This is a genomic window from Ilumatobacter sp. (genome assembly GCF_046290335.1).
GTDB lineage: Bacteria > Actinomycetota > Acidimicrobiia > Acidimicrobiales > Ilumatobacteraceae > Ilumatobacter_A.
In genome coordinates this window covers 932,511-956,602 of sequence record NZ_JBKAGH010000001.1, presented here as the reverse complement: position 1 = coordinate 956,602, position 24,092 = coordinate 932,511, and the positions used below count along the sequence as shown (strand labels likewise).

Genomic DNA, 24,092 nt, shown 5'->3' with positions numbered 1-24,092 from the left:
TCGAGCGCCCGGCCGGAGCGGCGGTCGGGCGCTCAGTCGAGGTGGCCGTACTTGTTGCGGAGGTTGAGCGCGGTGGTCATCTCGCGATCGGCGTCCCGTTCGGCGAGGTTCTGGCGTTTGTCGCTCTTGCTGCGCCCCTTGGCGAGCCCGAGTTCCATCTTCGCCCGGCCACCCTTCCAATAGAGCCGAAGGGGGACGATCGTGAGCCCGCCCTGGGCGGTGCGCATGTCGAGCTTGTCGATCTCGGCGCGGTTGAGCAGCAGCTTGCGTTCCCGGTCGGGATCGTGCGCGCCGAAGCCGATTGCGTTCGTGTACGGCGGGATGTGCACACCGTCGATCCACATCTCGCCCTTGCGGACCCGGGCGTACCCCTCGGCGATCTGCGCGTTGCCCTCACGCAGGCTTTTCACCTCGCTGCCGGTCAGGACCATGCCTGCCTCGTAGGTGTCGAGGATCTCGTAGTCGCGGTAGGCACGCTTGTAGCTCGCGATCAGCGTGAGGCCGTCGTCCGCGCCTTTGCTCTTCTTGGTCTTCTTGCCCTTCTTCGCCATGGCACCTCCTTCGGCTCATCTCGTGCCGTGTTCACACGCGCTGAGCGCACGCTATCGGTGGTGTGGCCCGCGCCCGGGCGCCACGACACGGGCTCGGGGCCGGAGACGTGACACCTTGTCGGGTCGGTCCGCTCACTCGTACGCGTCGAGCACGCGCCGGGCATCACCGTGCGACTCGCAGCGCTGATAGTCGTAGGCGCCCATGCTGACCTTGCGGCCGAGCCAGTGACTCGCCACGATGTCGGCGAGGCATTCGTGTGACCCGTCGAAGATGCCGATCCCGAACGCTGCAACGTGGCCGAGTTCGTGAGCGAGCAGGTCGTCGCGACCGCCTTGGCGGAACCCGGCCACGACGATGCCCATCGTGATCGACGACCCGTTGTCCACCCATGTCGCCACGGCATCGAAGTTGCGGCGGTTGGGGTCGCCCCAGCGCATCGTGACGCCGGTGTGATCGACGATGCGTTGGAACCGAATCGGCCCGATCGCTTCTCGGCTGGCCATCTCGAGATCGACCTGTCCGGTCGGCGGAACCAAACGCTCCACGAGGTCGAGCCCGGTGTCGACGAACGGCTGCGGTCGATCGATCGCGGCATCGACGAGTCGGTACACCGGGGTTCGGGTCCGACCGTCCGGATCGACGATCTCGACGGCGTGGACCACGCCAACGCCGTCCACCACGAGTTCGAGACGGACGTTCCCGCCGATGTGGTTCGACGGGTCGAGGCCGAGCGGGCCGACGAACCGAGCACCGACCGAGTCGACTGGCGCATCGACCGTGATCGCAGTGGCGGGCGCCTGGCCGGCCGGTGCGTCGACGACGAGGCGGGGAATCGGGAACCGCTCGTCGCTGTCGGGCCGCTCGCCCAACGTCGTCGGATCGAACGACCGTCGTGCGATGAACGTGCCGCTCGCAACGGCCGTCGAGGAGTGTTCGATCACGTCGATCGCCGGCCATCGATCCGGGGTCACGACATCAGCGATCGTGGCGATTCCGGCGGAGTCGATCGCAGCGAGAAGGGGCTCGAGTGTGGCCTCCTCGCCGGGTGCGAGGGTTCGCCAGTCTGTGCTGCCGGTGCGGGCGAAGAGGCCATCGTCTCGGCGCGCCAGCGACACGTCGCCCGAGGTGGCGAGCGCCTGTCGGCTCGCGAGGTCGGCGTGGACCTCGATCAGTTCACCCGATCCGGGATCGCGCACGGTGAAGCGGACGTCGAGGGCTTCGTAGGCGTTCGGGGCGGTGGCAGGGTCGGCATCGAAGGTGTCGCCGATCACCCAGTTCCAGCCGAACCAGGCAGCCCAGATCGTCGCCGCGAACAGTGCCAGCCGGATGAGCGCGCGAGCAGCGATGCGGATCGGGCGCTGACGGCGCCGCTTCCACTCGGGGACGTCGGACGCCGCGCCGAGCGGCAGATTCGTCGTCGGCCCCGGATCGGGCTGCACCTCGGGGGCGTGCACCGGTGGCAGCGTCAGCAGTGACGTCGCTGCAGGTGACGGCAACGACGGTAACGACGGCAACGACGGCAACGACGGCGGCGCTGTGCCGCTGGAAGGCGCTGGCGGCGGCAGCGGGGGAGTCGTCGGCGGCGCGAAGGAGTTCGACACGGTGGGCCCGAAGTGCAACGGCGTGGACTCCATGTCGTCGGATCGGTTGAACTGCGGTGGCACTTGAATCGACCCTCGAGTCGGTCACGTCAATCAGCGCGAGGTGTGGATGCATCTCGATCCGGTGCCTACGCTCCTCGACGTGCTGGAGATCGCCCGCAACGCGTACGCCCGACTCGTCGGCCATGCCCTCGACGAATACCCCCTCGAGATGTGCGGGCTGCTGGCCGGCCCTGCTTCCGATGGCCGGCCGGGGAATCGAGCGATCGAGTTCTATCCCTGCCACAACGACGACCGATCGGCTCGGGTCTACACGGTGAACCCTCGGGATCACATGCGAGCGGAACAGGCTGCCGACGATCTCGACTTCGAGATCAACGGGGTCGTCCACTCCCACACCCATTCCGAGCCGTACCCGAGCCCCACCGACGTCGCCGCCGCCGTGTCGGCCGACTGGCACTACGTGATCGTCAGCCTCAAGCGGGAAGCGCCGGAAGTCCGCAGCTACCGGATCGTCGACGGCGAGATCGTCGCCGAGCCACTCGTCGTCGTCTGACCTCGAGCCGGGTTCCGGATCGCGCCACAGCGCCGGGGGAAGCGAGCGCGGGAGCGTCTCGGCGCCCCGAAAGTACGGCGTTTCGAACCATCACGGTGCTCGACGAGGCGGTCGGGACGCTTCCCGGGTACGATTCCTGACGACTCGGATCGGAATTGTCGGAATGATCGGCAAGGACGGCACGTTGGACGAGGAGATGACCCCCATGACGATGACCGCACCCAACCCGCTCGGGCTCCAGCACGCCAGCGTGCTCGACATGATCGGCAACACGCCGATCGTCGACGTCTCCAACCTGTCGCCCAACCCCAACGTTCGCATCCTGGCGAAGATGGAGATGCAGAACCCGTTCGGCTCGGTGAAGGACCGCATCGCCAAGAACATGATCGAGACGGCCGAAGCCGACGGCCGCCTCTTGCCGGGCCAGACCATCCTCGAGCCGTCGTCGGGCAACACCGGCATCGCCCTGGCGGCGATCGCACGGATCAAGGGCTATCCGATCAAGATCATGATGCCGACCTCGGTGTCGATCGAACGTCGCCAGATGCTCGAGATCTTCGGCGCCGAGATCATCCTCACTCCTGGCGAGGAAGGCTCGAACGGAGCGGTCGCTCGGGCCAAGGAACTCGCTGCACAGCATCCCGAGTGGTTCTTCCCGTACCAGTACGCGAACGACTCCAACCCTCGTGCACACTACGAGGGCACCGGGCCGGAGATCGTCCGTGACGTCCCCGAGATCACGCACTTCGTCGCCGGACTCGGCACCAGCGGAACGCTCATGGGAACCGGCACGTACCTCAAGGAACACGACCCGAGCATCCAGATCATCGCCGTGGAGCCGCCGCTCGGCGAGCGCGTCGAGGGCCTGCGAAACATCGGCGAGGGCTACATCCCGCCGGTGTTCGAGAACTGGAACGGCTACGACATCCTCGACCGCAAGCGCGTCGTGCGACCTCGCGAATCCATCGAGTGGACCCGGCGCCTCGTCCACGAGTGCGGAATCTTCGCCGGCATCTCGGCGGGCGCCGCGCTCGCCGGCGCCGCGAAAGTGGCCAGCCAGATCGACCATGGGACGATCGTGTTCATCGTGTGCGACGGCGGCTGGAAGTACCTGTCGACCGGTGCCTACACCGACGACCTCGATGTCGCCGAAGCCAACGCCGAAGGCATCATCTACTTCTGATGTCCTGGTCGGGGTCGTGCCAAAGCGGTCGACACCGGTGAGCCTCCCGTTGGCGCACGCATGATCTACGTCGCCGACGAATACCTCGCCCTTTCGAGATTTCGACCCGGTTCTGTGCCACCGATTTTCGATCTCGACCCGGTTCTGCGCCAGCACCTGGCGTAGAACCGGGTCGAGATCGATCAGGCCGGAGGTCGATCGGTGTGACGAGCCCGTCGGCACAGCCGGTGTGACGAGCCTGACCAGGTCGGCTTGCGGGCGGCAGTACGCTCCGGCATCGATGGAGCGGCCGATCGGAATGTTCGACTCAGGGTTCGGCGGACTCACCGTCGCCCGAGCGTTGATCGACCTACTGCCCGCCGAGGACCTCGTGTACATCGGCGACACCGGCCGCTACCCCTACGGCTCCAAGCCGTTGGACGACGTGCGCGACTATGCCCGAGAACTGGCCTGGAGCCTCGTCGACGACTACGACGCGAAAGCGGTCGTCGTCGCTTGCAACACAGCGACCGCAGCCGGTCTCGACGAACTTCGCGCCGAGTTGCCGGTGCCCGTGGTCGACGTGATCCGGCCAGGCGCGCGGGCGCTGGTCGCCACCACCACGACGGGTCGCGTCGGCGTGATCGGCACCGTCGGCACCGTCTCGTCGGGCGCCTACATTCGAGCGGTTGCGGAGATGGGCGTGCCGGTCTCGCTGGCGAGCGCGGCGTGCCCCGGTTTCGTGGAGTTCGTCGAGCGTGGCCAGACCACCGGCGACGAGGTCATGGTGCTGGCCGAGCGCCTGCTCGCCCCGATCGTCGACGCCGACGTCGACTCGCTGTTGCTCGGCTGCACGCACTATCCGTTTCTCGCCCGCACGATCGGCGACGTGATGGGCCCGAACGTGACGCTGGTCAGTTCGGCCGACGAGACCGCGTTCGCAGTACGTGATCGTCTCGACGAGTCCGGGCTGCTTCGCGCCGTCGCTGGCGCATCGTCGGTTCCTCGCGGCCGCCACCGGTTCGCATCGAGCGGCGACATCGAGGTGTTCCGCGACCTCGGAGGCAGACTGCTCGGACCAGAGCTCGACCAGACCGAACCGTGGCCGCCGGCCGCGCCCTGACCAGGAGACCCCAATGACCCGACCAGACGGCCGCGCAGCCGACGAACTCCGACCCGTCCGCTTCGATCGCGACTTCACCGAGATGGCCGACGGATCCGTCCTCGTCAGCTTCGGCCAAACCCGTGTGTTGTGCACGGCCAGCATCGACGAGGACGTTCCTCGCTGGATGCGCAACTCGGGCAAGGGATGGGTCACCGCCGAGTACTCGATGTTGCCGGGGGCGTCGCCGGAGCGGATCGGCCGTGAGGCGGCCAAGGGTAAGCAGAGCGGGCGCACCGTCGAGATCCAGCGCCTCATCGGACGTTCGCTTCGCGCAGCGTGCGACATGCGAGTGCTCGGCGAGCGCCAGGTCACGGTGGACTGCGACGTCCTGCAAGCCGACGGCGGCACTCGCACGGCCAGCATCTGCGGTGGCTTCGTTGCGCTGCACGACGCGCTGCAGCGACTCGTCGTCGCCGGTCAGTTGGCGAAGAACCCGTTGCACTCGTTCTGCACGGCGATCAGCGTCGGCATCGTCGACGGGGTGCCCGTGCTCGATCTCCCGTACGTGGAGGATTCGACCGCCGACGTCGACATGAACGTCGTCATGCTGCAGGCCATCGGTGACGCGGGCCGCCCCGATGGCGAGCCGAGCTTCGTCGAGGTGCAGGGCACTGCGGAGGGGACGTCGTTCAGCCGTTCGCAGCTCGATTCGCTGCTCGGGCTCGCGGAGGGTGGTCTCGCCACGATCGCCGACATGCAGGCCTCCTTGATCGCCGAGCCGCCGACGGCGCGTCCCGCCCGCCGCTGATGTCGGGCGGCATCGAGCGGCTGACCGTCGTCTGCGCGTCGGCCAATCCCGACAAGGTCGCCGAGATCCAGGCATTGCTCGTCGATGCCGTGGAGTTGCTGCCACGACCTGGCGAGGTTCCCGACGTGATCGAGGACGCCGACACCCTGCTCGGCAACGCGAGGCTGAAGGCTGCGGCGATCGTCGCGGCGACCGGCCTCCCTGCCGTCGCCGACGACACCGGCCTCGAAGTCGATGCCTTCGACGGTGCTCCCGGGGTCTACACAGCCCGCTATGCCGGTGAGGGGTGCTCCTACGCGGACAACCGCCGCAAGATGCTGGCCGAACTCGACGGGGTCGACGACCGCGGTGCGGCGTTCAAGACGGTCGCCATCGTGATGTGGCCGGACGGGTCCGAGGTCGCCGTGGAAGGCGTCTGTCGAGGGTCGATCACCACCGAGGAGCGCGGCGACGCCGGCTTCGGATACGACGCGATCTTCGCTCCGGTCGAAGCCGGAGGACGCACGTTCGCCGAGATGAGTGCCGACGACAAGCACGCGATCTCCCATCGGGGCCGCGCGTTCCGGGCGTTGCTCAGCGAGTTGGCGACACGGTGACGACCAGCCCGGCATGGTCGCTGCCGGGCACCTGAAAGTCCTCGATGTCGGTCGAGACGAGCCCGTTGCCGGTGAGCGCATGGTCGAGTCGCACGAACGGCGGGAACCATCGATCGGTCGGCCACGACGTCGACCAGCCGGCTCCCAGTGCCATGTGAGCGTCGGTGAGCCCTCGATGCAGGAGTCGCCGGAACACCGGGTGCCAATACGACGCGTTGAAGTCGCCGATCACCAGCGTCGGTGGCCCCGGACGATCGGCGACCTCCCCGATCAGATCGAGGTCGCGTCGCCAGTCGTCGAAGTCGAACACCGGGGTCGGTGGGTGGACGGCGAAGACCCGAACCGGGCCGTCGGGTCCGTCGACGGTCAGGTCGACGGAGTAGTTGATGGTGTCGGGCGGAACATCGGGACGGACGGGAAAGCGGGACCAGACGGCGACGCCGCCGGCGAACAGCCCGTCGCGGTCCTCGCGGTGGGGGAGCATCGTCGCCAGCTCGTGGGACAGGAGGACCGCCTGATGCTCGGCGGTGTACTCGCTGAACACGATCACGTCGAGATCGCGCGTGGCGAGGTCATCGGCGACGTCCAGGGTTCGGTCGTTGCGATAGAGCAGGTTGACGGCACCGACTCGCAAGCTGGCGGCATCGGGATCGGCACGCGCCTGCGCGGGCGGGAACACGATCGGGGCGGCGAGGAGCAGCATCGCGACTCCCACGAGGCTGCTCACGACGCCGAGCTCGTGCCACTTCCGCCACAGCGAGAGGCCCGCACCGACGACGACGACGACGACGAGGTACGGCGTGAGCGCGTGGGCCGCAGCGACCGGCGTTGCCCCGTCCCAGCCGACCGCCTGGCTCAGCATCACGAGACCCACGGCGGCGACGGCCAACCAGGTGCCGAGGGCACCGACTCGCTCCCACCGGCCTGGCGCTGTCACCCGAGGCAGGCTACGGGGAACACTTCGATGCCGGGTCGACAGCTCGGGGCTCTAGATTGATGTCGAGCGAGTGGCCGGCGTAGCCCAATTGGCAGAGGCACGGTCTTTAGGTGGCCGGCAGTGTGGGTTCGAGTCCCACCGTCGGCACGCTCGCGAGTTTGCCGCCCGCATGTTCAAGGTGGGGGTCATTTCGGTCGATGACGTCCTGATGCGTGCGGCGCAAAGAATCGGCGGACTTCCCTTGGCGGTGTATGTCCTCGCGCTCCTCGTCATACCGTTGATCGGGCTCGGAGCGCTCACGCTGCGCGAGATCGACCGCAATGACGATCAAGCAGCAGCCGCCGCCGCCGTCGCCGATGCTGCAGCGGTCCACGCCGCCGCTGCGACGCTGCTGGTCCCGCTCGAGGTCGAGCGGATCGTGTCGATCGGACTCGTCAGCATCGATGAACTCGGCCTCGAACGCTCGCTCGTCACGGTGCTGACGGGCGTCGACTTCGGGGCGATCTCGCTGGCCAACGCCGAGCGTCTCGAGAACTCCTTCGAGTCGCTCGCTGCGCTGCTGCCCGCTGGTTCGGCGTGGCTCGGTGACTCCGATCTGGAGAACGTTCGTCAGGGCGTGTTCGACGAGCGGTCCGCAGTGAGCGAGATGCAGGCCACCAGGGCCTCCGTCGAACGTCGCTTCGATGCGGCCTCGCAGCTCGTGGACGACCTGCTGATGTGGTCGGCGGAGCCGCTGGAACTCGCGGCGACCGATTCGAGTACGGCGTCGGGACTCGCCGACGAACTCAACCGACTCGTCGATGTGGTGATCAGCGCCCGCAACGAAGCCGACGCGTTGGCCAGCTTGGCGTTCTCGCCGGGCACGATCGACGAATCGACCGTCATCGGTGTGTCGGTCCTCCACCTCGCCGCCCTGCACGAGGCTTCGGACGACGATCCGGCCGGTATCGGTGTCGTGCGTTCGTACTACGACGCGATGGTGCCGATCGAACCGTGGATGTACGAGGTGAATCCGTCGTTGGCACTCGATCCGACCGTCGTCAGCCGACTCGCCGATGCGCTCGTGAATCGAGCGGAATACCTCGACGTGGTCTCCGCATACTCGATCGATCGGGCGAGTGAGATCACGGCATCGGTCGATCGCTACGCCGATGAAGCGGAATCGCGCAACCACACCACGATGCTCACGATCGCCGCGCTCGCACTGGCGTCGCTGGTCTTCGGTTTCGTCATGATCAGATCGTTCGCTTCTCCGCTCAATCGTCTGCGCACCCATGCGGAGCGCATCAGCAGAGGCGAACTCTCGTCGCAACAGCTCTCGCTTGCAGGTCCGAGCGACGTGCGCAAGGTGACCTCGGCCATGAACGAGATGGCCAGCACGTTGTCGCTGGTCCAGGAACACATGCACGAGCTCGCTCGAAGCGACCGCGTCGATCAGGCGGATCTCCGCGAACTCCCGGGCCACGTCGGCGCCTCGATGCGCACGTCGATGGAGCGCGTCACCGCGCTCACCGAGCGTCTGCGCGCCAGCGAAGCTCGTCTGGCCGAGGAAGCTCGCATCGACATGCTCACCGGCCTCCCGAACCGTTTCGCCGTCGTCGAGTACCTCGAACAGGCACAACACGCAGCGTCGCAGGACGAACACTCGAACGTCACCGGCGTGATGTTCGTCGACATCGACGGCTTCAAGAGCGTCAACGACATGCACGGTCACGCCGTCGGCGACATCGTCTTGCGCGAGATCGCACGTCGCTTGAGCGGCGCCATTCGTGATGTCGACTTCGTGGCTCGGCTGGGCGGCGACGAGTTCCTCGTGGTCGTCGACCACGTGAGCGGCTCCGAGACGCTGGCTGCGTTCGGGTCGCGGCTCATCGACGAGATCGAGCAGCCCTATTCGGTCGGCGACAGGCTCTTTTCGGTGTCGGCCAGTATCGGCGCCACCGTCCTCGAGCCGGGTGGCAGCGCGATGGGAGCGGTGGAGCGAGCCGATGCCGCCGTGTATCAAGCGAAGCATCGCGGGCGTCGCCGAGTCGAGATGTTCGACGCGACGATGCAGCGATCGATCGAGCATCAGGCAGAACTCGAACTCGCGCTACGGCAGGCGATCCAGCACGACGAACTGAGGATCCACCTCCAACCGATCGCCGACATGTCGACGGGGCTGCCGACCGGGGCCGAAGTACTCGTCCGCTGGGAGCGCCCGGGTGTCGGTCTGGTGCAACCGGGCGAGTTCATCCCCATCGCCGAACGCTCGGGCCTGATCTTTGACTTGGAGCGCTGGGTCCTGCGTGCGACGTGCAGCCTGCTGGCCCGATGGCGTCGGGAGGGCCGCGGCCTCCGCATGCGTTTGGCGGTCAACATCTCCGGCCACCATCTCATCGAGGGAGATCTGCTGGCCGACCTCGATCACGCGTTGTCATCGACGGGTGCGGACCCGCGCATGCTGGAGATCGAGCTCACCGAGTCGCACCTGCTCGACGACGTGGAACGCGCGAGCTCGGTACTCGCCGCAGTGCGTGGTCGCGGGGTGACCGTCGCCATCGACGATTTCGGTACCGGCTACTCCTCGATGACCTATCTGCAGAAGCTGCCCGTCGACGTGGTCAAGATCGACCGCAGCTTCATTGCGACGGCGACGGCGAACCACTTCGATTCGACGATCGTCGAATCGGTGGTGACGCTCGGTCGGGCGTTGGCGCTCGAGATCGTGGCCGAAGGAATCGAGACGTCGGATCAGTTGGCGTTCGCGATCGGGGCTGGCGTCACGCGTGGTCAGGGCTTTCTGCTCGCACGTCCCGTTCCCGTCGATGTCGCCGAGGAGTTGATCTTCGGTGTGCCATTGTTCGACGCTGGAGCGGTTCGTGTCGGCGTCGACGCCCGTGACCACCGCTGACCCACGTCGCAGTGTCCGCGGTGGCGGTGTTCAGGCCGTCGGGAACCACGCTGCGGCGAGCTGAGCGATCTGTACGTCGGACTTCTCCAGGCCGACGGTCAAGGTCTCGATCTCTTTCGCCGTCGCCATCCACCGGGCGTCGATCTCCGTGACCTCCTCGGCGAGTTCGACCTCGAGCTCGTCGAGTTCCTCGACGAGACGAGCGACCTTGTTCTCCTGCGCTTCGACCCGTTCGCCGGCCGCGTTGGTCGACCCTCGCCGCCTCGCTGCGGTGCCGGCTTTGCCGAGCAGGCCACCGAGGAGACTGCCCCCCGACTTTCGGCCACCGAGCAGGCCGCCGAGCACCGAGCCGGCGGTCGACAACAGCTCGGAGTTCCGAGTGCTCTTCGACTGTTCTTCGAGCACATCGAGGCGATCCTCGGCGGTCTCGATCTGGTCGCGTAGTCGCTTCGCCTTCGATTCGTACTTGTCGCGCAAGGCCGCGATCTCTTTGTCGGCGCGCTCGTTGGCGATTCTCAAGCAGCGTGTCTCGAACTCGTCGGACGACTCGCCGGGGCGTCCGTAGGTCTTCAGCGACGCGTTGCTCGGGACCTCGATGGACAACGTGCGCACGAGGTGATCGCGCAGGTCGCGTTCGAGGCCGGACCAGAACGTCTTGTTCGCGGTCTTGGCATCAGGAAGCACGAAGGCGACCCCGCTCGGCGCGTCGGTGCGCAGATCACGATCGTCGTAGTCGACCTGGAGTGTCCGCTCGAGGTCGATGTGGTCGCTCAGTGGATGGATGACGCATTCGAATTCCTCATCGTGGACGAGGTCGGCCTTGGTCTCGTCGTAGCGCAGAGCGACGCGGGCGACCGCCGCGATCTCGAGGCGCTGACCGCGAGCATCACCGCCGACTTCAGAGAGCCACGGGGCCGCGACGTCGACGTATCGGACGGCGACACCGTCGGCGATCTGGGGCATCACGGCGCTCTCGTCGGCAGCGAGTTCGGGAACGGGGGTCACCGCGCCGGGTACCGGTGTCGGTTGCGCCGGAACACCGCTGCTCGCGGTCGGCGCCGCTTGCGTCTCGGCTTCCACGCGCTCGGTCGACATCAGCAGTTCGATCTGGTCCCGCGTCATCGGGCCGCGCAGGTATGACATCGCCCAGCGGGTCGTGAAGATCTCCGGTTCGTCCTTGCCAGCCCGTCGAAGCAGGAACTCGCGCTTGCCGAGCCCCGCGATCGAGTCGCTGACGGCAGCGATGTCGACGCCACCCGCCGCGGCCGACATCCCGTCGAGGAGGCGCGCTTTGTCACGTTCGGTCTGGAGACGGCCGATCATCCACGTGCCAGCATTGGAGATGGCCTTGTAGTCGATGTCGACCGGGTTCTGGGTGGAGAGCACCACGCCGACGCCGAAGGCTCGTGCTTGCTTCATCAGCAGCATGATCGGCTTCTTCGTCGGCGGGTTGGCGGTGGGCGGGAGGTAACCGGCCACTTCGTCCATGTAGAGCATCGCCCGCAGGTCGGTCGTGCCCGACTGGCGTCGCATCCAGGTGACGAGTTTCGACAGCACGAGCGACGTGACGAACTGTCGCTCGTCGTCGGACAGGTGCGCCGTGGTGATGATGGCGCAGCGCGCCGACCCGTCCGGGCGGAACAGCATCGCGTCGATGTCGATCGGCGGGCCGGCCGCCCACGACGCGAACGATGGCGACGCGAGCAGTCCGTTGAGCTGCATCGCCAGCTTCATGCGGTCGGCGGGCGGGAAGAACTGGTCGAGTTCGAACACGCCCAGTTTGCGGATCGGTGGGGTCCCGACCATCCCCACGAGCGTCATCAGGTCGAGTTCGCGACCCTCGGTCCACGAGTGATGGATCAAGTTGGAGAGCAGGATGTGCTCGCGGCTCGACAGCGGGTCGGCCTCGATGCCCACCAGTCCGAGCAAACCCGAGACGTAGCCCTCGATCTCGTCGCTGACGACCTCAGCGTCGGTCATGTCGGCCGGCACCTGGAGCGAACCGACGATGTTGACGGGGACCCCCGATTGTGAGCCCGGTGTGTAGATCGTGAAGTCGGTGGTCGACCGCAGGGCCCCGATGTCGTCGCCCGACAGGCCCCATCCGGCGAGCCCCTTCGTCCACAACGCGGCCTGATCGGCGGCGAACTGGTCGGGGGTCTTGTCCGCGTTTTTCGCCTGCGCTTCATCGATCCACGGTCGGAAATCGCTGGCTGCGAGGTCGGGGAACGTGAGGCAGAGGTTGGTGAGGTCGCCCTTCGGGTCGATCGCGATCACCGGGAGCCCTGCAGCGAGCGCCTCCTCGATCACGATCACCCCGAGACCCGTCTTGCCGGAGCCGGTCATGCCGACGATCACGCCGTGCGTGGTCAGCTTGTCGGTCGCCACCGAGACGTGACTCGCCGCGTCGTCGGTCGTACGTTCGTGGCTCGCGGGATCGATGGCACCGCCGAGGAAAAGATCAGCCATGGTCGGGGACAGTAGTGGAGGGAGTAGTTTGCGGGCTCATGGCGTTCAGGGGTTTTCCGCCGGAAGCGATCCAGTTCTACGAGCGACTGGGTGCTGACAATGCCAAGTCGTTCTGGCACGAACACCGCGGTGACTACCTCGACGCGGTCAAGACGCCCATGACCGAGCTGACCGAGGCGCTGGGGGAGTACGGGCCGTTCCACATGTTCCGTCCCCACAACGATCTGCGGTTCTCGAAGAACAAGCCGCCGTACAAGACCCACCAGGGGGCGTATGGCGAACTGGAGGGCGGAAGCGGCTTCTACCTGCAACTGTCGGCGGAGGGGTTGATGGTCGCGGCTGGCTACTACGCGATGGGCAAGGACCAGCTTCGGCGATTCCGTGATGCGGTCGTCGCCGACGCGACCGGGACCGAACTCGAGCGCCTGGTCGCCGACGCCGTCGCTGCGAAGTACGAGGTCGGCGCCATCGACGAACTGAAGACGGCGCCGCGGGGCTACGACAAGGCGCACCCCCGCATCGGTCTGATCCGGCGGAAGGGCCTCATGCTCTCCAAGAGCTTCGGGGTTCCGGCGTGGCTGCACACCAAGCAGGCCGAGCGTCGCATCCGAGACTGCTGGGACGGCGCCCGACCCGTCTGTGACTGGCTCGACGCCCACGTCGGACCCAGCACCGAACCCCCCGGCGACCGCCCCTTCTGACGATCAACGATGGGGTGAGGGTTCGTCTCGTTCGGGGTAGCCGCCGGGCGGGAGGGCCGACATCGGACCCTGCACCGTCAAGCCGCCATCGACGTAGAGTGTTTCGCCGGTGATGAACCGAGCCGCAGGTGAGACGAGGAACACGGCCGCGTTGGCGATGTCGGAGACATGGCCGACGTGGGGGAGCGGCTGTTCGACGTAGCCGTCACCGACGCCGTCCTCGTAGGTGTGTTCGTAGGCGTCGGTCCGGAACTGGCCGGGCGCTACGCAATTGATCCGTATCTTCGGGCCCCACTCATAGGCCAGTGTCTTGCTCAATTCGACGACGCCAGCGCGCGCCGAGGCGGAGTGGGCGATGCCCGGGATGCCTCGGCCGACGGTCGCGACGATGTTGCAGATCGATCCACCGTCGGCGTCGAGCATGCGATTGCCGAACGCCTGCACCATCGTCCACGTCCCGTTGAGGTTGAGGTCGATCACCGAGCGCCAGCCGTTGGGGGAGAAGTCACGGGCCTTCTGTGGAAACTGTCCGCCCGCGTTGTTGACCAGCACGCTGACTGCGGCGTGGCGTTCGGCGAGTTCGTTCACGCTGTCGACGCTGCGGATGTCGACCAGATCCACGGCGACGGATCGGCCCGTCGCCGACTCGATCTCGGCGGCGGTTGCCTGCAAGACCTCGATCCGTCGAGCGGCGATCACCACGTCGGCGCCAGCGAGCGTCAACCCGGTCGCGATTGCCTTGCCGATCCCGGTGCCTCCGCCCGTGACCAGAGCGCTTCGGCCAGCGAGGAGGTCGGAGGAGAATGGGGACGCGTCGGACATGGGTGCCAGTGTCGCGTGCGCCACCGTGCCGGCGTCGAGACGGCCGACATCACATCGGGTCACAGCGAGCGATCGTTCGGATCCTTTGACAGAATGTCAAGGTGACCGTGATCGATGACTCCGCCCACGTTTCGACCGTCAGCGCGACCGCCGCCTCCAGGGAGGCGTTGGAGAACCAGTTCGGTTTGGCGGATCGGGTGGTCGACGCAGCGGCGATCGCCAACAGCGTGCAACGGTTCCGGGAGCAGGGCATCACCCTGCCCCGTTTCGCCCAGTTGGCCGACCCGACCACGTTCGACCATCACGCCAGGGTCGGCGACGCGGATCCGCAGGGCCCGGACGCCCGCAACCTGTGGCGGGTGCACTGGTACAACGACCTGAGCGGCAATCGGGTGCAGGTACCCGACCACGTCGTCCTCCCACCTGAGTTGACCGGTGTCGCCTCGCCGATCATCGTCGTGTGCGGCGACCGCTTCCCGATGATCACGGCCCACAAGGTGCTTGCTGCGTACTCGTGTCTGGCGCCTCGGATCGTGACCGGACAGTTCGATCCGACCGTGCACCGGGCCGTGTGGCCATCGACGGGCAACTATGCCCGAGGCGGCATCGCGATCAGCAAGATCATGGCGAGTCGTGGCGTCGCGATCCTTCCTGAAGGCATGAGCCAGGAACGCTTCGACTGGCTCGACGAATGGTGCGCGAATCCGGCCGACGACGTGATCAAGACCTTCGGCACCGAGTCGAATGTGAAGGAGATCTACGACGCCTGTAACGAGTTGGCGAGGGATCCGGGCAACTTCATCCTCAACCAGTTCTCCGAGTTCGGTAATCATCTCGGGCACTACACGGTCACGGGCCGGGCGCTCGGGCACGTCTTCGAGCAGGTGCGCGCCGATGTGCACGCCGCCGACGGACGCGACCTGCGGCTCGCTGCGTTCACGAGTGCGACGGGCTCGGCGGGCACCATCGCAGCCGGCGACCGACTCAAGGAGGAGTACGGCTCCAAGACGGTCGCCGTCGAGGCGCTGGAGTGTCCGACGATGCTGGAGAACGGCTACGGCGAGCACAACATCCAGGGCATCGGCGACAAGCACATCCCGCTGATTCACAACGTCACCAACACCGATGTCGTGGTGGCGATCTCCGACAAGGCGACCGACGAACTCGACCTGGTGTTCAACTCCGAAGCCGGTCGCGCCCATCTCGCCCGCAAGGGAGTTCCGGAGTCGGTCGTCGCACAGCTCGAGCACTTCGGCTTCTCGGCGATCTGCAACGTGCTCGCCGCGATCAAGACGGCGAAGTTGCTCGACCTCGGCCCGGACGACGCGCTGATCACCGTCGCCACCGACGGCGCAGCGCTCTACCCGAGCGAGCGCGCCAAGTTGCTGAGCACCCGCTTCGGCGGCGACTTCACGCCGGCCGACGCCGCCGAAGCGTTCGGCGAGCATCTCGCCAGCGTCGACACCGACCACATGATCGAGATGACCGAAGCCGACCGGCGTCGGATCTTCAACCTCGGCTACTACACGTGGGTCGAACAGCAGGGCACACCGTTCGAGTTGTTCGAGGCTCGTCGGAATCAGGACTTCTGGCGCGGTCTGCGCCGCTACGTCGGTGTGTGGGACTCGATGATCGACGAGTTCAACGAACAGGTCGCCGCAGGAAGCTGACGCCCTGCCGTGACCACGCCATCGACGACCCGTATCGGTTTGTGTCTGACACAAACCGATACGCCTGTCGGCTGGGTTGGCTAGCGCGATGGCAGGGGTCATGCACGAGGTGGTCGGTTGGCGATGCGAGGTGTGCGGTGTGCACGTCGACCTCACGAAGCCGACGCCGTGGCGATGCCCGCGTTCGACGATCACCGACCGGCACCACGTCCTGCACGCGATCACCGCGCCGGCGGGGTTCGGCTCGCCCGCCTCGCCAGTCGATCACCCTCATCCGTTCGTGCGTCACGACCATCGTCTCGCGTGGGCTGCCGCAGCCGCGGCTCGCGGGCTGACGACCGCTGCTCGCAACGCGCTCGTCGTCGAACTCGACGAGGCGATCCGCGACGTCGACGGCGTCGGGTTCGTGACGACGCCGTTCGCTCGGTCGACGCATCTGTCCGACGAACTGGGCTTCGGCGACGGCGGCGTCTGGATCAAAGACGAGACCGGCGGTGTCGGAGGCAGCCAGAAGGCGCGCCACCTGATGTCGATCCTGCTGCACCTGCGAGCGCTCGAGGTCACCGGCGAGATGGCCCGGTTGTGGTCGGGACGACCGCGGCTGGCCATCGCATCGTGCGGCAACGCCGCGTTGGCAGCAGCCACACTGGCCGCGGCCGCCGACTGGCCGATCGACGTCTTCGTGCCGGTCTGGATGAGCGACGGCTTCGGACGACGGCTCGACGAGTTGGGTGCCCACGTGCACCGCTGCGAACGGCGCGCCGACGATCCGCCAGGCGATCCCGCCATGCTTCGATTCCGCGAGGCGGTCGAAGCCGGGTCGGTTCCGTTCACGGTGCAGGGTCCGGAGAACGCGTTGTGCCTCGACGGCGGTCGCACGATCGGCTGGGAACTCGCCGAACAGATCGAGTCACCCGATGGGCCGGGTCATCTCGACCACGTGTTCGTGCAGGTCGGCGGCGGCGCGTTCGCTGCATCGCTCGGCGCCGGCCTCCTCGGCGCCGGCCACCGCGTGCCGTTGCACGCGGTGCAGGCAGCGGGATGTGCACCACTCGACCGAGCCGTCGACGGATCGATCGGTGATACCGAGCCCGGTCGACGCTGGGACGAGTTGATGGTGCCGTGGCCGGATCCGTCGTCACTCGCCGACGGCATCCTCGACGACGAGACCTACGACTGGCTCGGTGTCGTCGACGTCGTGCGGCGATCGGGCGGCGACGTGATCGTGGCGTCAGAGGACAGCATCGCCGCGGCTCACCGGCTCGCCCACGATGCCGGTTTCGACGCCAGCGCCACCGGCACGGCCGGTCTCGCGGGGTTGGTCGAGATCGGCGGCGCCCGCAGCGACGCGATCGGGCCCGATGACCAGGTTGCGGTCGTCATGAGCGGCATCACCCGCTGACCACTGATCGCTGAACGACGGCGAGACGCCCGCGCTGTCCAGTGCTGTCCAGTGCTGTCCAGTGCGGTGCGGTGGCGCGTTCAGACGCAGACGTTGTGGGCCCCGGCGGGGGACGTGAGGATGGCGCAGTGGGCGCTGGCGTTGGACAGCGTCGGGAACGACAGCTCCACGTCGACGTGTGAGTGGTACATCCGGAACGTCCGACCGGCGCCGTCCGAGGCAGGGTCGAGCGTCGCGCCATTCGTGGAGGTGATCGTGCTGTGTCGGATGTCGATCGAGCCCGTGCCTGTGAACCCGACGACGCCGTGGTCGTCGGCTCCGCTGTTTGCGAGATGGCTGTGTGTCACCACCGTCCCGCCCGAGCCGGAGTCGAGCTGCACGGCGACGTTCCCGGTGGACACGACCTCGCTGTCGCGGATGATCGCACCCGGCGACGCGATCCGGAGACCGGCGTCGGGCACCTCGATGACGGCGTCGACGATTCGGATCGAGTCGGACGAGTTCTGAACCATGATGCCCTCCGCGTTGACCCAGCTGGCGGTGACTCGAATCGATGACAACTCGACGTCCGGCGCGTCGACGACTCGGATCGACCGTACGGCCCCTCCACTGGTGGCGGTGTTGTCGACGTGGACGTCGGCGATGGTGCTGCGGGCGCCGGGATGGAGCGTGTTCAGGCCCGATGAGGTGATCGTGGTGTTGGTGCGGCCGCTCCCTCGTACGGAGACGTCGTCCGGGAGCAGCAGTTCGTCCGAACCGAGGGCGTAGGTTCCTGGCTCGAGCAAGACGGTCCGCGGATCGGTCGAGGTGGCGTCGGCCGATGCGGCGACGGCGGCGAGCAGGGCATCGCCGTTCTCGGTGGGCGAGCCATTCGAGTTGACCACGATCGTGCGTTCGAACAACTCGTCCCCGTCGGCTCCGTCTTGTCCGGGTGTTCCGTCTTGTCCGGGTGTTCCGTCTTGTCCGTTGGCGCCGGTGGGTCCTTGGGGTCCGGGTGGGCCTTGGGGGCCGGGTGTGGTGGTGGTGGGGAGGTAGTAGCCGTTGACGTCGATGACGAGGTTGACGTTGCCGGCGTTGTTGTAGATGTTGAAGGTGCCGTTGGGGGAGAGGGCGACGGTGACGGCGTTGGGGGTGGGTGGTTGGCCGGGTGCGGGGTTGAGGCTGGCGGCGACGGGTTGGGTGCCGTTGGGCCAGATGGTGAGGAAGCTGTTGGCGGTGGCTCCGAGCGCGGTGATGTTGAGCGAGACCGCTGTGGCGGTGGTGGGGATGTCGTTGCATCGCCCGTTGTCGCCGGTGGTGGGGAAGGTGGCGGTTTGTGCGGGTCCGAAGGTGGTGTTGGTGCCGACTTGGTTGTCGCCGGGTCGGGTGTCGGCGAGTCGGCAGGGGACGATCGGGACGAAGGCGGATGTGGGTTCGCTGGTGCTGGTGGCGCGTGTGGTGATGACGGTGCCGATCGTCAGTGCGGCGACGGCGACGGTCGCAGCGATCAAGGTGCGGGTGGCGGGTCGGGTCGAGCCCATCTCGTTCTCCTGATGTCTGGTGCCTGAAATGCGGTAGGTGACGCGGTGTCGGGTGCGGTGCGCGTGTCGCCTCTCCGTCGGAGTTCCGAGCGAACATCGTGATCACCCCGTAGTTCAACACGTCTCCGGTAGCCCGTCGTCAACCATGCGCCCACCGGGCGTCGAGTTGGTGTCCAGTTGGTCTCCAGTTGGTGCCAGTTGGTGTCTGACACCAGATTGATGCCAGATCGACGCAGGCGAGGCATGGCTGGCGGGAACGCTTCGTCAAGGCCGCGTCAAGATCTCGACGCGGTGGGCGAAAGGGTGTTGGGCGTCGGACGTCACCCTCGGTGAGCGAGTACCATTCTTCGTACGTACGTGCGCCTGAACTCCCGGACGACCCGAGCCGCCGTAGCCGGAGTCGTGACCGTCGCTGCCATCGCGGCAGTCGGCGTGTTCGGCGCGCCCGGTGGAGCCCAAGAAGCCGTTTCGTCGGTGCTCCCCATCGCCGCGCCCGGAGTGAATGGCGAGCAACGGCTCTCGGCCGACGGCAACGTGATCGTCTTCGAATCCGCACAGTCCGACGCCGGTGTTGCGTCGACGTCGGTTCGGATCCACGACCGCGTCACCGGCGCCGCGTCGGATGTCGTGATCGACAACGCAGCGAATCCGGCGATCAGCGCCAACGGCTGCATTGTCACGTATTCCACGTTCGTCGCCGACCCCGCGGCTGACGAGGACCCCGCGCCGGGCGCCGACCCCGCGGCTGACGAGGACCCCGCGCCGGGCGCCGACCCCGCGGCTGACGAGGACCCCGCGCCGGGCGCCGACCCAGCTCCGGACGCAGACGCCGACGCGGCAGACGACGAGGCCGCCGACGTCGAGTCACCGGCCGACGGTGCAGCCGACCAGCTCGATCCGGCCGGATTGCTCCAGCAGGCGGAACCGACGGTCGGAACCTCACAGCTCTGGGCGTACGACCGGTGCGCCGAGGCGCCCGCAGCGTTCGAGGCCAGCGAGAACTTCGCGGGGCGCACCGCTGCACTGCCTGCGGCTGCCATCTCCGCCGACGGCACCTTCGTCGCCTATAGCGTCGGGGATGCGGTCGTTCGCGCCCGTCGGGTGGGCACCGGCTACCTCCGCGACGCTCGATTCGGCGCCGCGATACCACCGGTCGCTGGACAGACGGCCGGCGACCGTGTCGACATGTCGTCCGACGGGCGCCGGATCGTGTTCGAGACCGTCGCCACCGACGGAGCGACCCCGGCGTCGGTCCACCTCTGGTCCAGCGACGTGACCGCCGCGGACGCAACGGTACGCCGAGTGGCGTCGGCGTCGAGTTGGCCGTCGATCTCCGACGATGGCTCGCTGATCGCCTTCCACGCCTCGGCCGGTTCCGATGCTGGCTACGTCGGCGTGGTGCTGCAGACCTCCGGTACGGGGGAGTCGCCCGCCGTCAACATCTCGATCGATGCTCGAGGGACGAGGCCCGATCTGGCAGGCGGAGGCAACCACGTCGTCTTCAACGTGATCGAACCGCAGGCGCCTCCGACGATGGCGATGGTGTCATGGGTCGGAGACGGAACCGATCCCTTCTCGACCGTCGACATCATCGATCTGTCGGCAGCCGCCAACGGTGTGCCAGCCACCACGGCGGCTGCATCCGGGCCGGTCGTGAGTCGCAATGGTGCCGTCGTCGCGTTCGACGCACTCGATGCGCTCGGCGAGGTCACCGAACGGGTCGTCTCGGTGCGGACGCTGCCAGCGACGGGAGAATTCTCCGCCGAGTCGTACGACCTCGGGGTCGGCGACGTCGGCGAGATCCTGACGGCGACGGCGACGTTCCTCAATCAGGGGCCGTCGAGCTTCGTCTTCGCCGAGGGCGCGGCCGTCGCCGAGTCGCCGTTCCTGGTGTCGGCCACGTCGTGTCTCGGCGAGATCCGGCCGCGCTCGACGTGCGAGGTGCAGGTGAGCCTGCCCGTGAGCGAACTCGAGGACGTCTTCGGATCGGTCACGGTCACGGCGCTCGAGGGATCATCGTGGAGCTTCGAGGTGTCCGGTATCGGCGCGCCGTCGACGACCTCGAGCACGGTGCCCCCGTCGACGACACCGCCGAACACGACGCCGTCCAACACGACCGTCACCACTCGGCCTCCGGTCAACACCACGCGTCCCACGACACGACCCACCACGCCGCCCGCGACCCGACCGACCACGACCACGACGTTGCCGAGCATCGTTCTGCCTCCCGTGTTGTCCCCGGGATCGTTCGAGTTCGCTCCGACGATCGTCGACGCTGGCCGTCGGACCGCGAGCTTCGAGATCGTGAACGAGGGCGGCTCGTCGGTCGTGCTGACCGCGGCCGCGTTCGAACCCGTCAGCGCCGGCTTCAGCGTCACGTCGACCACGTGCGGAACCATCACGGTCGGCGGGCGCTGCGGTGTCGACGTCGAGTTCGCGCCCACGACGGAGGGCTCGCTGGCCGCTGAACTCGTCGCCACGTTCGGTTCCGGCGAGCCGGTCCGTGCCACCGTCACTGGCTTCGGAGCGCCGCCGCCCACCGTTTCGGCGATTCCAGGCGTCGCCGCGTCCGGCCAGGTCGTCACGATACAAGGCGCCGGGTTCCCCGCTGGCTCGACCGTCGAACTGCGTTTCGGGCCCACCGACTCTCGTGAGGTCGTCGTGAACGACAGTGGTGTGTTCAACGTGCCGGTCGTCATCATGCCGAACTCGCCGAACGGTCCGATGACGATCACGGTGGCGGGGCAACCCGAGACCTTCGCCGACGTGACGGGGGAGTTGCTGGTCACCCGCACGGGCCGGTCGTCCCCCGGCTTGATCGGCAGCCTCGGCGCCAACCTCGGGCCCTGATCCCCGAAACTGGGCCGCGAGCCGGGTCCCCCGAACCTGCGCCGCGAACGGCCTCGCTGTCGAACGAACCGGCGCGTCAGTTGTCGTCGACGAAGCCGAGAATGGTCGCCGCGACGACACACTGGTCGGTGCCCGGGCCGGGGGTTTCGCACGCGACGCGCAGCGAGATCTCACTGCGACTGTTGACTCGGAACGGGGCCACCAGGTGGAAGTCGAGGTCGCGGAAGTTCGCCATGTTCGACTGCTGGAGGATCTGGTCGTCTCGCAGCAATTCGACGGTACCGATCGCGCCGGTCGGGTTCTGGAAGATGATGTCGGTGATCGACAGCACCCGGTTGTTGCCCTGCTCGTCGAAGACGAACGAGGTGGTCTGCGATGCGGCGGCACCGGAGGTGACCTCGAGGCGGAGGTCGACGGGCTCGCCCAACGGGAGTTCGGCAGCTTCGGCGGCAGCTGCTTCGATGGCGTCGACCTGGGTCTGCAACTCGGTGGACTGAGCCTCGTCGAGGGCCGCGGCCCGATCGTCGGCGATCGTCTCGATGCGGGGCTGCAGCACGAGGAACCAGGCCAACACGAACAGCAGGAACGATCCTGCCATGCCCGCGAGCGCGGGCAGGAACCAGGGGCGCACCCGCGGCCCCTGCACGTATGCGCCGTCGAGCACGGCGGACTCGCCGTTGCTGCCGCTCACGCCGATCGTGAACGGATGCTCCTGATCGGTGCCGTTCCAGTACTTGACCCGCGGCGCGATCCGGAGTTCGACCTTCGCGGTCTTGCCGGGTTCGATCGTCACGGCAGGCGCGGCGAGTTCGGCTGCGACGTCGTCGGACGTCGTGACGTCGAGTTCGACCATCAGCGTCACGTTGCCGCCGTTCTCGATGGCGATCTTGTGGCGTCCCGCTGCCGCCGAGCGCGATGTCGGCGGCTCGAGTCGCGCTGCGTACGCGGCGGTCTCGATGATCTCGACGGTTGCCGCAGCGTTCGACGTCTGCCCGCCGTCGTCGATCTCGATCACACAGCTGTGCAGCCCGGCCGGGAGGTTGCTGTTGGCATCGACGATCACCGGGACCTCGAACTGTTCGTTGGGGTCGAGGTAGATGGTCTCGGTCTGCAACACCGTCTGCTCGGCGAGCCCACCCCCGGCACGCAACTTGACGACCCGTTCGCCATCGGTGGGATTGCGAAGCTGCAGCGTCAGCGCCGCTGTTTCGCCCGGCGCAGCGGAAATGCGGTCAGGCAGGAAGATCGCAGTCACGGACATCGTTGCGAACCGTAGCCGCTCGCCGCCGCATTGGGGACGGCGCTCGTCACGACCGTGGTCAGAGGCGGTACCGATAGCATGACGGACATGTCAGGCGACTCGACCTTCCCTCAAGCTCTCGAAGCCGGTTTCGACCCGAGGTCTGCGGTGTTCGACCGCTTGCTGAAGAACCGCGTCGTGATGCTCGGCTCCGACGTGAACGACGACATCGCCAACCAGATCTGTGCGCAACTCCTCTATCTCGAGGGCGAAGATCCCAACGCCGACATCTGGCTGTACATCAACAGCCCGGGTGGCTCGGTCACGGCGGGCATGGCGATCTACGACACGATGCAGTTCGTCGGCTGCGACGTCGCGACGGTGTGTCTCGGCCTCGCTGCGTCGATGGGTCAGTTCCTGCTCACCGCTGGCGCCGCCGGCAAGCGCTACGTGTTGCCCAACGCTCGCGTGATGATGCATCAGCCGCTCGCCGGGCTGCGCGGTCAAGCGTCGGATATCGCCATCCAGGCCGAGCAGCTCCGCTACACCAAGCGGCGTATGGCCGAGCTGATCGCGTTCCACTCCGGCAAGGAGTACGAGCAGATCCAGGCCGACTCCGAGCGTGACCGTTGGTTCACCGCCGAGGAGGCCAAGGAGTACGGCTTGTGCGACTCGGTCATTCTGCGTCGCGGCGAGATCGTCTGACGTAGGCACCTGGGCGCTGCCGATCGTTGTCGTCTCTCGCCCTGCGGGAGCGTCGCTGCGATCAGGAGCTGTGGTCGACGAGCGTTGCGAGTGGACCGAGGTCGACTCCGCAGTTCTGCATGAGCCACTCGCCGACGCGAGCGGCGGCGGCCTCGGACTCGAGCGCCGTCACGACGACCAGTTGCATCGACGCCGGATCGCCGGGAACCACCGTGCTCGCCGTTTCGTAGTTGACGATCAGCTGACTCCATTCCTCTTCGATCGCTAGCGGGGCGAGTTCGCCGATCGACCGGTACAACACGAGCAACTCCTCGACGTCGTCGGTGAAGCGCAGATCCGGACTCGTCAGGGCGGCGCGATTGACGTCGATCTCTCCGCAGAATCGCTCGGCGCTGCCACCGCTGTCGCCGCCACATGCTGCCAGGAGCCCAACCGCGGCAACGGCCGCGGATGCGGTGCGCGCCCGGCGGATCGTGATCGGTCGGATCATGACCCCGATCATC

General features: G+C 67.3%; 19 protein-coding genes and 1 tRNA gene. 12 read left to right on the top strand and 8 right to left on the bottom strand.

The genetic code is table 11. The features are described 5' to 3' along the window. Positions 1-32: 32 nt before the first annotated feature. Both smpB and ACE37B_RS04365 read right to left on the bottom strand, forming a co-directional pair. Positions 33-551: an SsrA-binding protein SmpB gene (gene smpB / locus ACE37B_RS04370; RefSeq protein ID WP_409922055.1), complete on the bottom strand. Its 519-nt coding sequence runs from the start codon at positions 549-551 to the stop codon at positions 33-35. A gap of 132 nt (positions 552-683) precedes the next feature. Further along, positions 684-2,216 carry a hypothetical protein gene (locus ACE37B_RS04365; protein WP_409922054.1) on the bottom strand — a complete coding sequence of 511 codons (1,533 nt, stop codon included), beginning with the start codon at positions 2,214-2,216 and terminating at the stop codon, positions 684-686. 79 nt (positions 2,217-2,295) lie between these two features. On the opposite strand from ACE37B_RS04365, the gene ACE37B_RS04360 reads away from it, so the two are divergent. The 5 genes from ACE37B_RS04360 (at position 2,296) to rdgB (ending at position 6,380) form a co-directional block, all read left to right on the top strand. Then, positions 2,296-2,709 (top strand): Mov34/MPN/PAD-1 family protein, encoded by a 414-nt coding sequence (locus ACE37B_RS04360; RefSeq protein ID WP_409922053.1) that lies wholly within the window; start codon positions 2,296-2,298, stop codon positions 2,707-2,709. A gap of 211 nt (positions 2,710-2,920) precedes the next feature. Beyond that, positions 2,921-3,892 (top strand): PLP-dependent cysteine synthase family protein, encoded by a 972-nt coding sequence (locus ACE37B_RS04355; protein WP_409922888.1) that lies wholly within the window; start codon positions 2,921-2,923, stop codon positions 3,890-3,892. Between the two features lie 280 nt (positions 3,893-4,172). Continuing rightward, positions 4,173-4,994 carry a glutamate racemase gene (gene murI, locus ACE37B_RS04350; protein ID WP_409922052.1) on the top strand — a complete coding sequence of 274 codons (822 nt, stop codon included), beginning with the start codon at positions 4,173-4,175 and terminating at the stop codon, positions 4,992-4,994. A gap of 13 nt (positions 4,995-5,007) precedes the next feature. Beyond that, a complete protein-coding gene (rph, locus tag ACE37B_RS04345) occupies positions 5,008-5,784 on the top strand; it encodes a ribonuclease PH (protein WP_409922051.1) in 777 nt (258 codons plus the stop codon). Next, on the top strand, positions 5,784-6,380 hold the full coding sequence (gene rdgB / locus ACE37B_RS04340; RefSeq protein WP_409922050.1) for an RdgB/HAM1 family non-canonical purine NTP pyrophosphatase: 597 nt from the start codon (positions 5,784-5,786) through the stop codon (positions 6,378-6,380). The genes rph and rdgB overlap by 1 nt, the downstream gene beginning before the upstream one ends. Here the strand turns inward: rdgB and ACE37B_RS04335 are convergent. Then, complete coding sequence (locus ACE37B_RS04335) at positions 6,358-7,317, bottom strand: endonuclease/exonuclease/phosphatase family protein (protein WP_409922049.1); 960 nt, start codon at positions 7,315-7,317, stop codon at positions 6,358-6,360. The two genes, rdgB and ACE37B_RS04335, sit on opposite strands and share 23 nt — an antisense overlap. A gap of 73 nt (positions 7,318-7,390) precedes the next feature. Between ACE37B_RS04335 and ACE37B_RS04330 the strand changes: the two genes are divergently transcribed. After that, positions 7,391-7,464, top strand: a tRNA-Leu gene (locus ACE37B_RS04330). A gap of 22 nt (positions 7,465-7,486) precedes the next feature. Beyond that, positions 7,487-10,210 (top strand): putative bifunctional diguanylate cyclase/phosphodiesterase, encoded by a 2,724-nt coding sequence (locus tag ACE37B_RS04325; RefSeq protein ID WP_409922048.1) that lies wholly within the window; start codon positions 7,487-7,489, stop codon positions 10,208-10,210. A gap of 30 nt (positions 10,211-10,240) precedes the next feature. Here the strand turns inward: ACE37B_RS04325 and ACE37B_RS04320 are convergent, their stop codons facing one another. Beyond that, entirely contained in the window at positions 10,241-12,679 is a 2,439-nt protein-coding gene (locus ACE37B_RS04320) for an ATP-binding protein (RefSeq protein ID WP_409922047.1), read from the bottom strand. Positions 12,680-12,717: 38 nt separating this feature from the next. On the opposite strand from ACE37B_RS04320, the gene ACE37B_RS04315 reads away from it, so the two are divergent. Further along, on the top strand, positions 12,718-13,380 hold the full coding sequence (locus ACE37B_RS04315; protein WP_409922046.1) for a DUF2461 domain-containing protein: 663 nt from the start codon (positions 12,718-12,720) through the stop codon (positions 13,378-13,380). A 3-nt stretch (positions 13,381-13,383) separates the two neighbouring features. Here the strand turns inward: ACE37B_RS04315 and ACE37B_RS04310 are convergent, their stop codons facing one another. Continuing rightward, positions 13,384-14,202, bottom strand: coding sequence for an SDR family oxidoreductase (locus ACE37B_RS04310; protein ID WP_409922045.1), 819 nt, complete (start codon positions 14,200-14,202; stop codon positions 13,384-13,386). A gap of 101 nt (positions 14,203-14,303) precedes the next feature. Here ACE37B_RS04310 and ACE37B_RS04305 point away from each other — a divergent pair, with 101 nt between their 5' ends. Further along, positions 14,304-15,872: a pyridoxal-phosphate dependent enzyme gene (locus tag ACE37B_RS04305; protein ID WP_409922044.1), complete on the top strand. Its 1,569-nt coding sequence runs from the start codon at positions 14,304-14,306 to the stop codon at positions 15,870-15,872. An 88-nt stretch (positions 15,873-15,960) separates the two neighbouring features. Continuing rightward, positions 15,961-17,274 carry a PLP-dependent lyase/thiolase gene (locus ACE37B_RS04300; protein ID WP_409922043.1) on the top strand — a complete coding sequence of 438 codons (1,314 nt, stop codon included), beginning with the start codon at positions 15,961-15,963 and terminating at the stop codon, positions 17,272-17,274. 80 nt (positions 17,275-17,354) lie between these two features. Here the strand turns inward: ACE37B_RS04300 and ACE37B_RS04295 are convergent, their stop codons facing one another. Further along, positions 17,355-18,794, bottom strand: a complete 1,440-nt coding sequence (locus ACE37B_RS04295) for a hypothetical protein (RefSeq protein ID WP_409922042.1) — start codon at positions 18,792-18,794, stop codon at positions 17,355-17,357. 402 nt (positions 18,795-19,196) lie between these two features. Between ACE37B_RS04295 and ACE37B_RS04290 the strand changes: the two genes are divergently transcribed. Further along, on the top strand, positions 19,197-21,644 hold the full coding sequence (locus tag ACE37B_RS04290; protein WP_409922041.1) for a hypothetical protein: 2,448 nt from the start codon (positions 19,197-19,199) through the stop codon (positions 21,642-21,644). Between the two features lie 76 nt (positions 21,645-21,720). Here the strand turns inward: ACE37B_RS04290 and ACE37B_RS04285 are convergent, their stop codons facing one another. Then, positions 21,721-22,905 carry a hypothetical protein gene (locus ACE37B_RS04285; protein ID WP_409922040.1) on the bottom strand — a complete coding sequence of 395 codons (1,185 nt, stop codon included), beginning with the start codon at positions 22,903-22,905 and terminating at the stop codon, positions 21,721-21,723. 87 nt (positions 22,906-22,992) lie between these two features. Between ACE37B_RS04285 and ACE37B_RS04280 the strand changes: the two genes are divergently transcribed. Then, on the top strand, positions 22,993-23,589 hold the full coding sequence (locus tag ACE37B_RS04280; protein WP_409922039.1) for an ATP-dependent Clp protease proteolytic subunit: 597 nt from the start codon (positions 22,993-22,995) through the stop codon (positions 23,587-23,589). Between the two features lie 61 nt (positions 23,590-23,650). Here the strand turns inward: ACE37B_RS04280 and ACE37B_RS04275 are convergent, their stop codons facing one another. Continuing rightward, positions 23,651-24,079 (bottom strand): hypothetical protein, encoded by a 429-nt coding sequence (locus tag ACE37B_RS04275; protein WP_409922038.1) that lies wholly within the window; start codon positions 24,077-24,079, stop codon positions 23,651-23,653. Positions 24,080-24,092 lie beyond the last annotated feature (13 nt).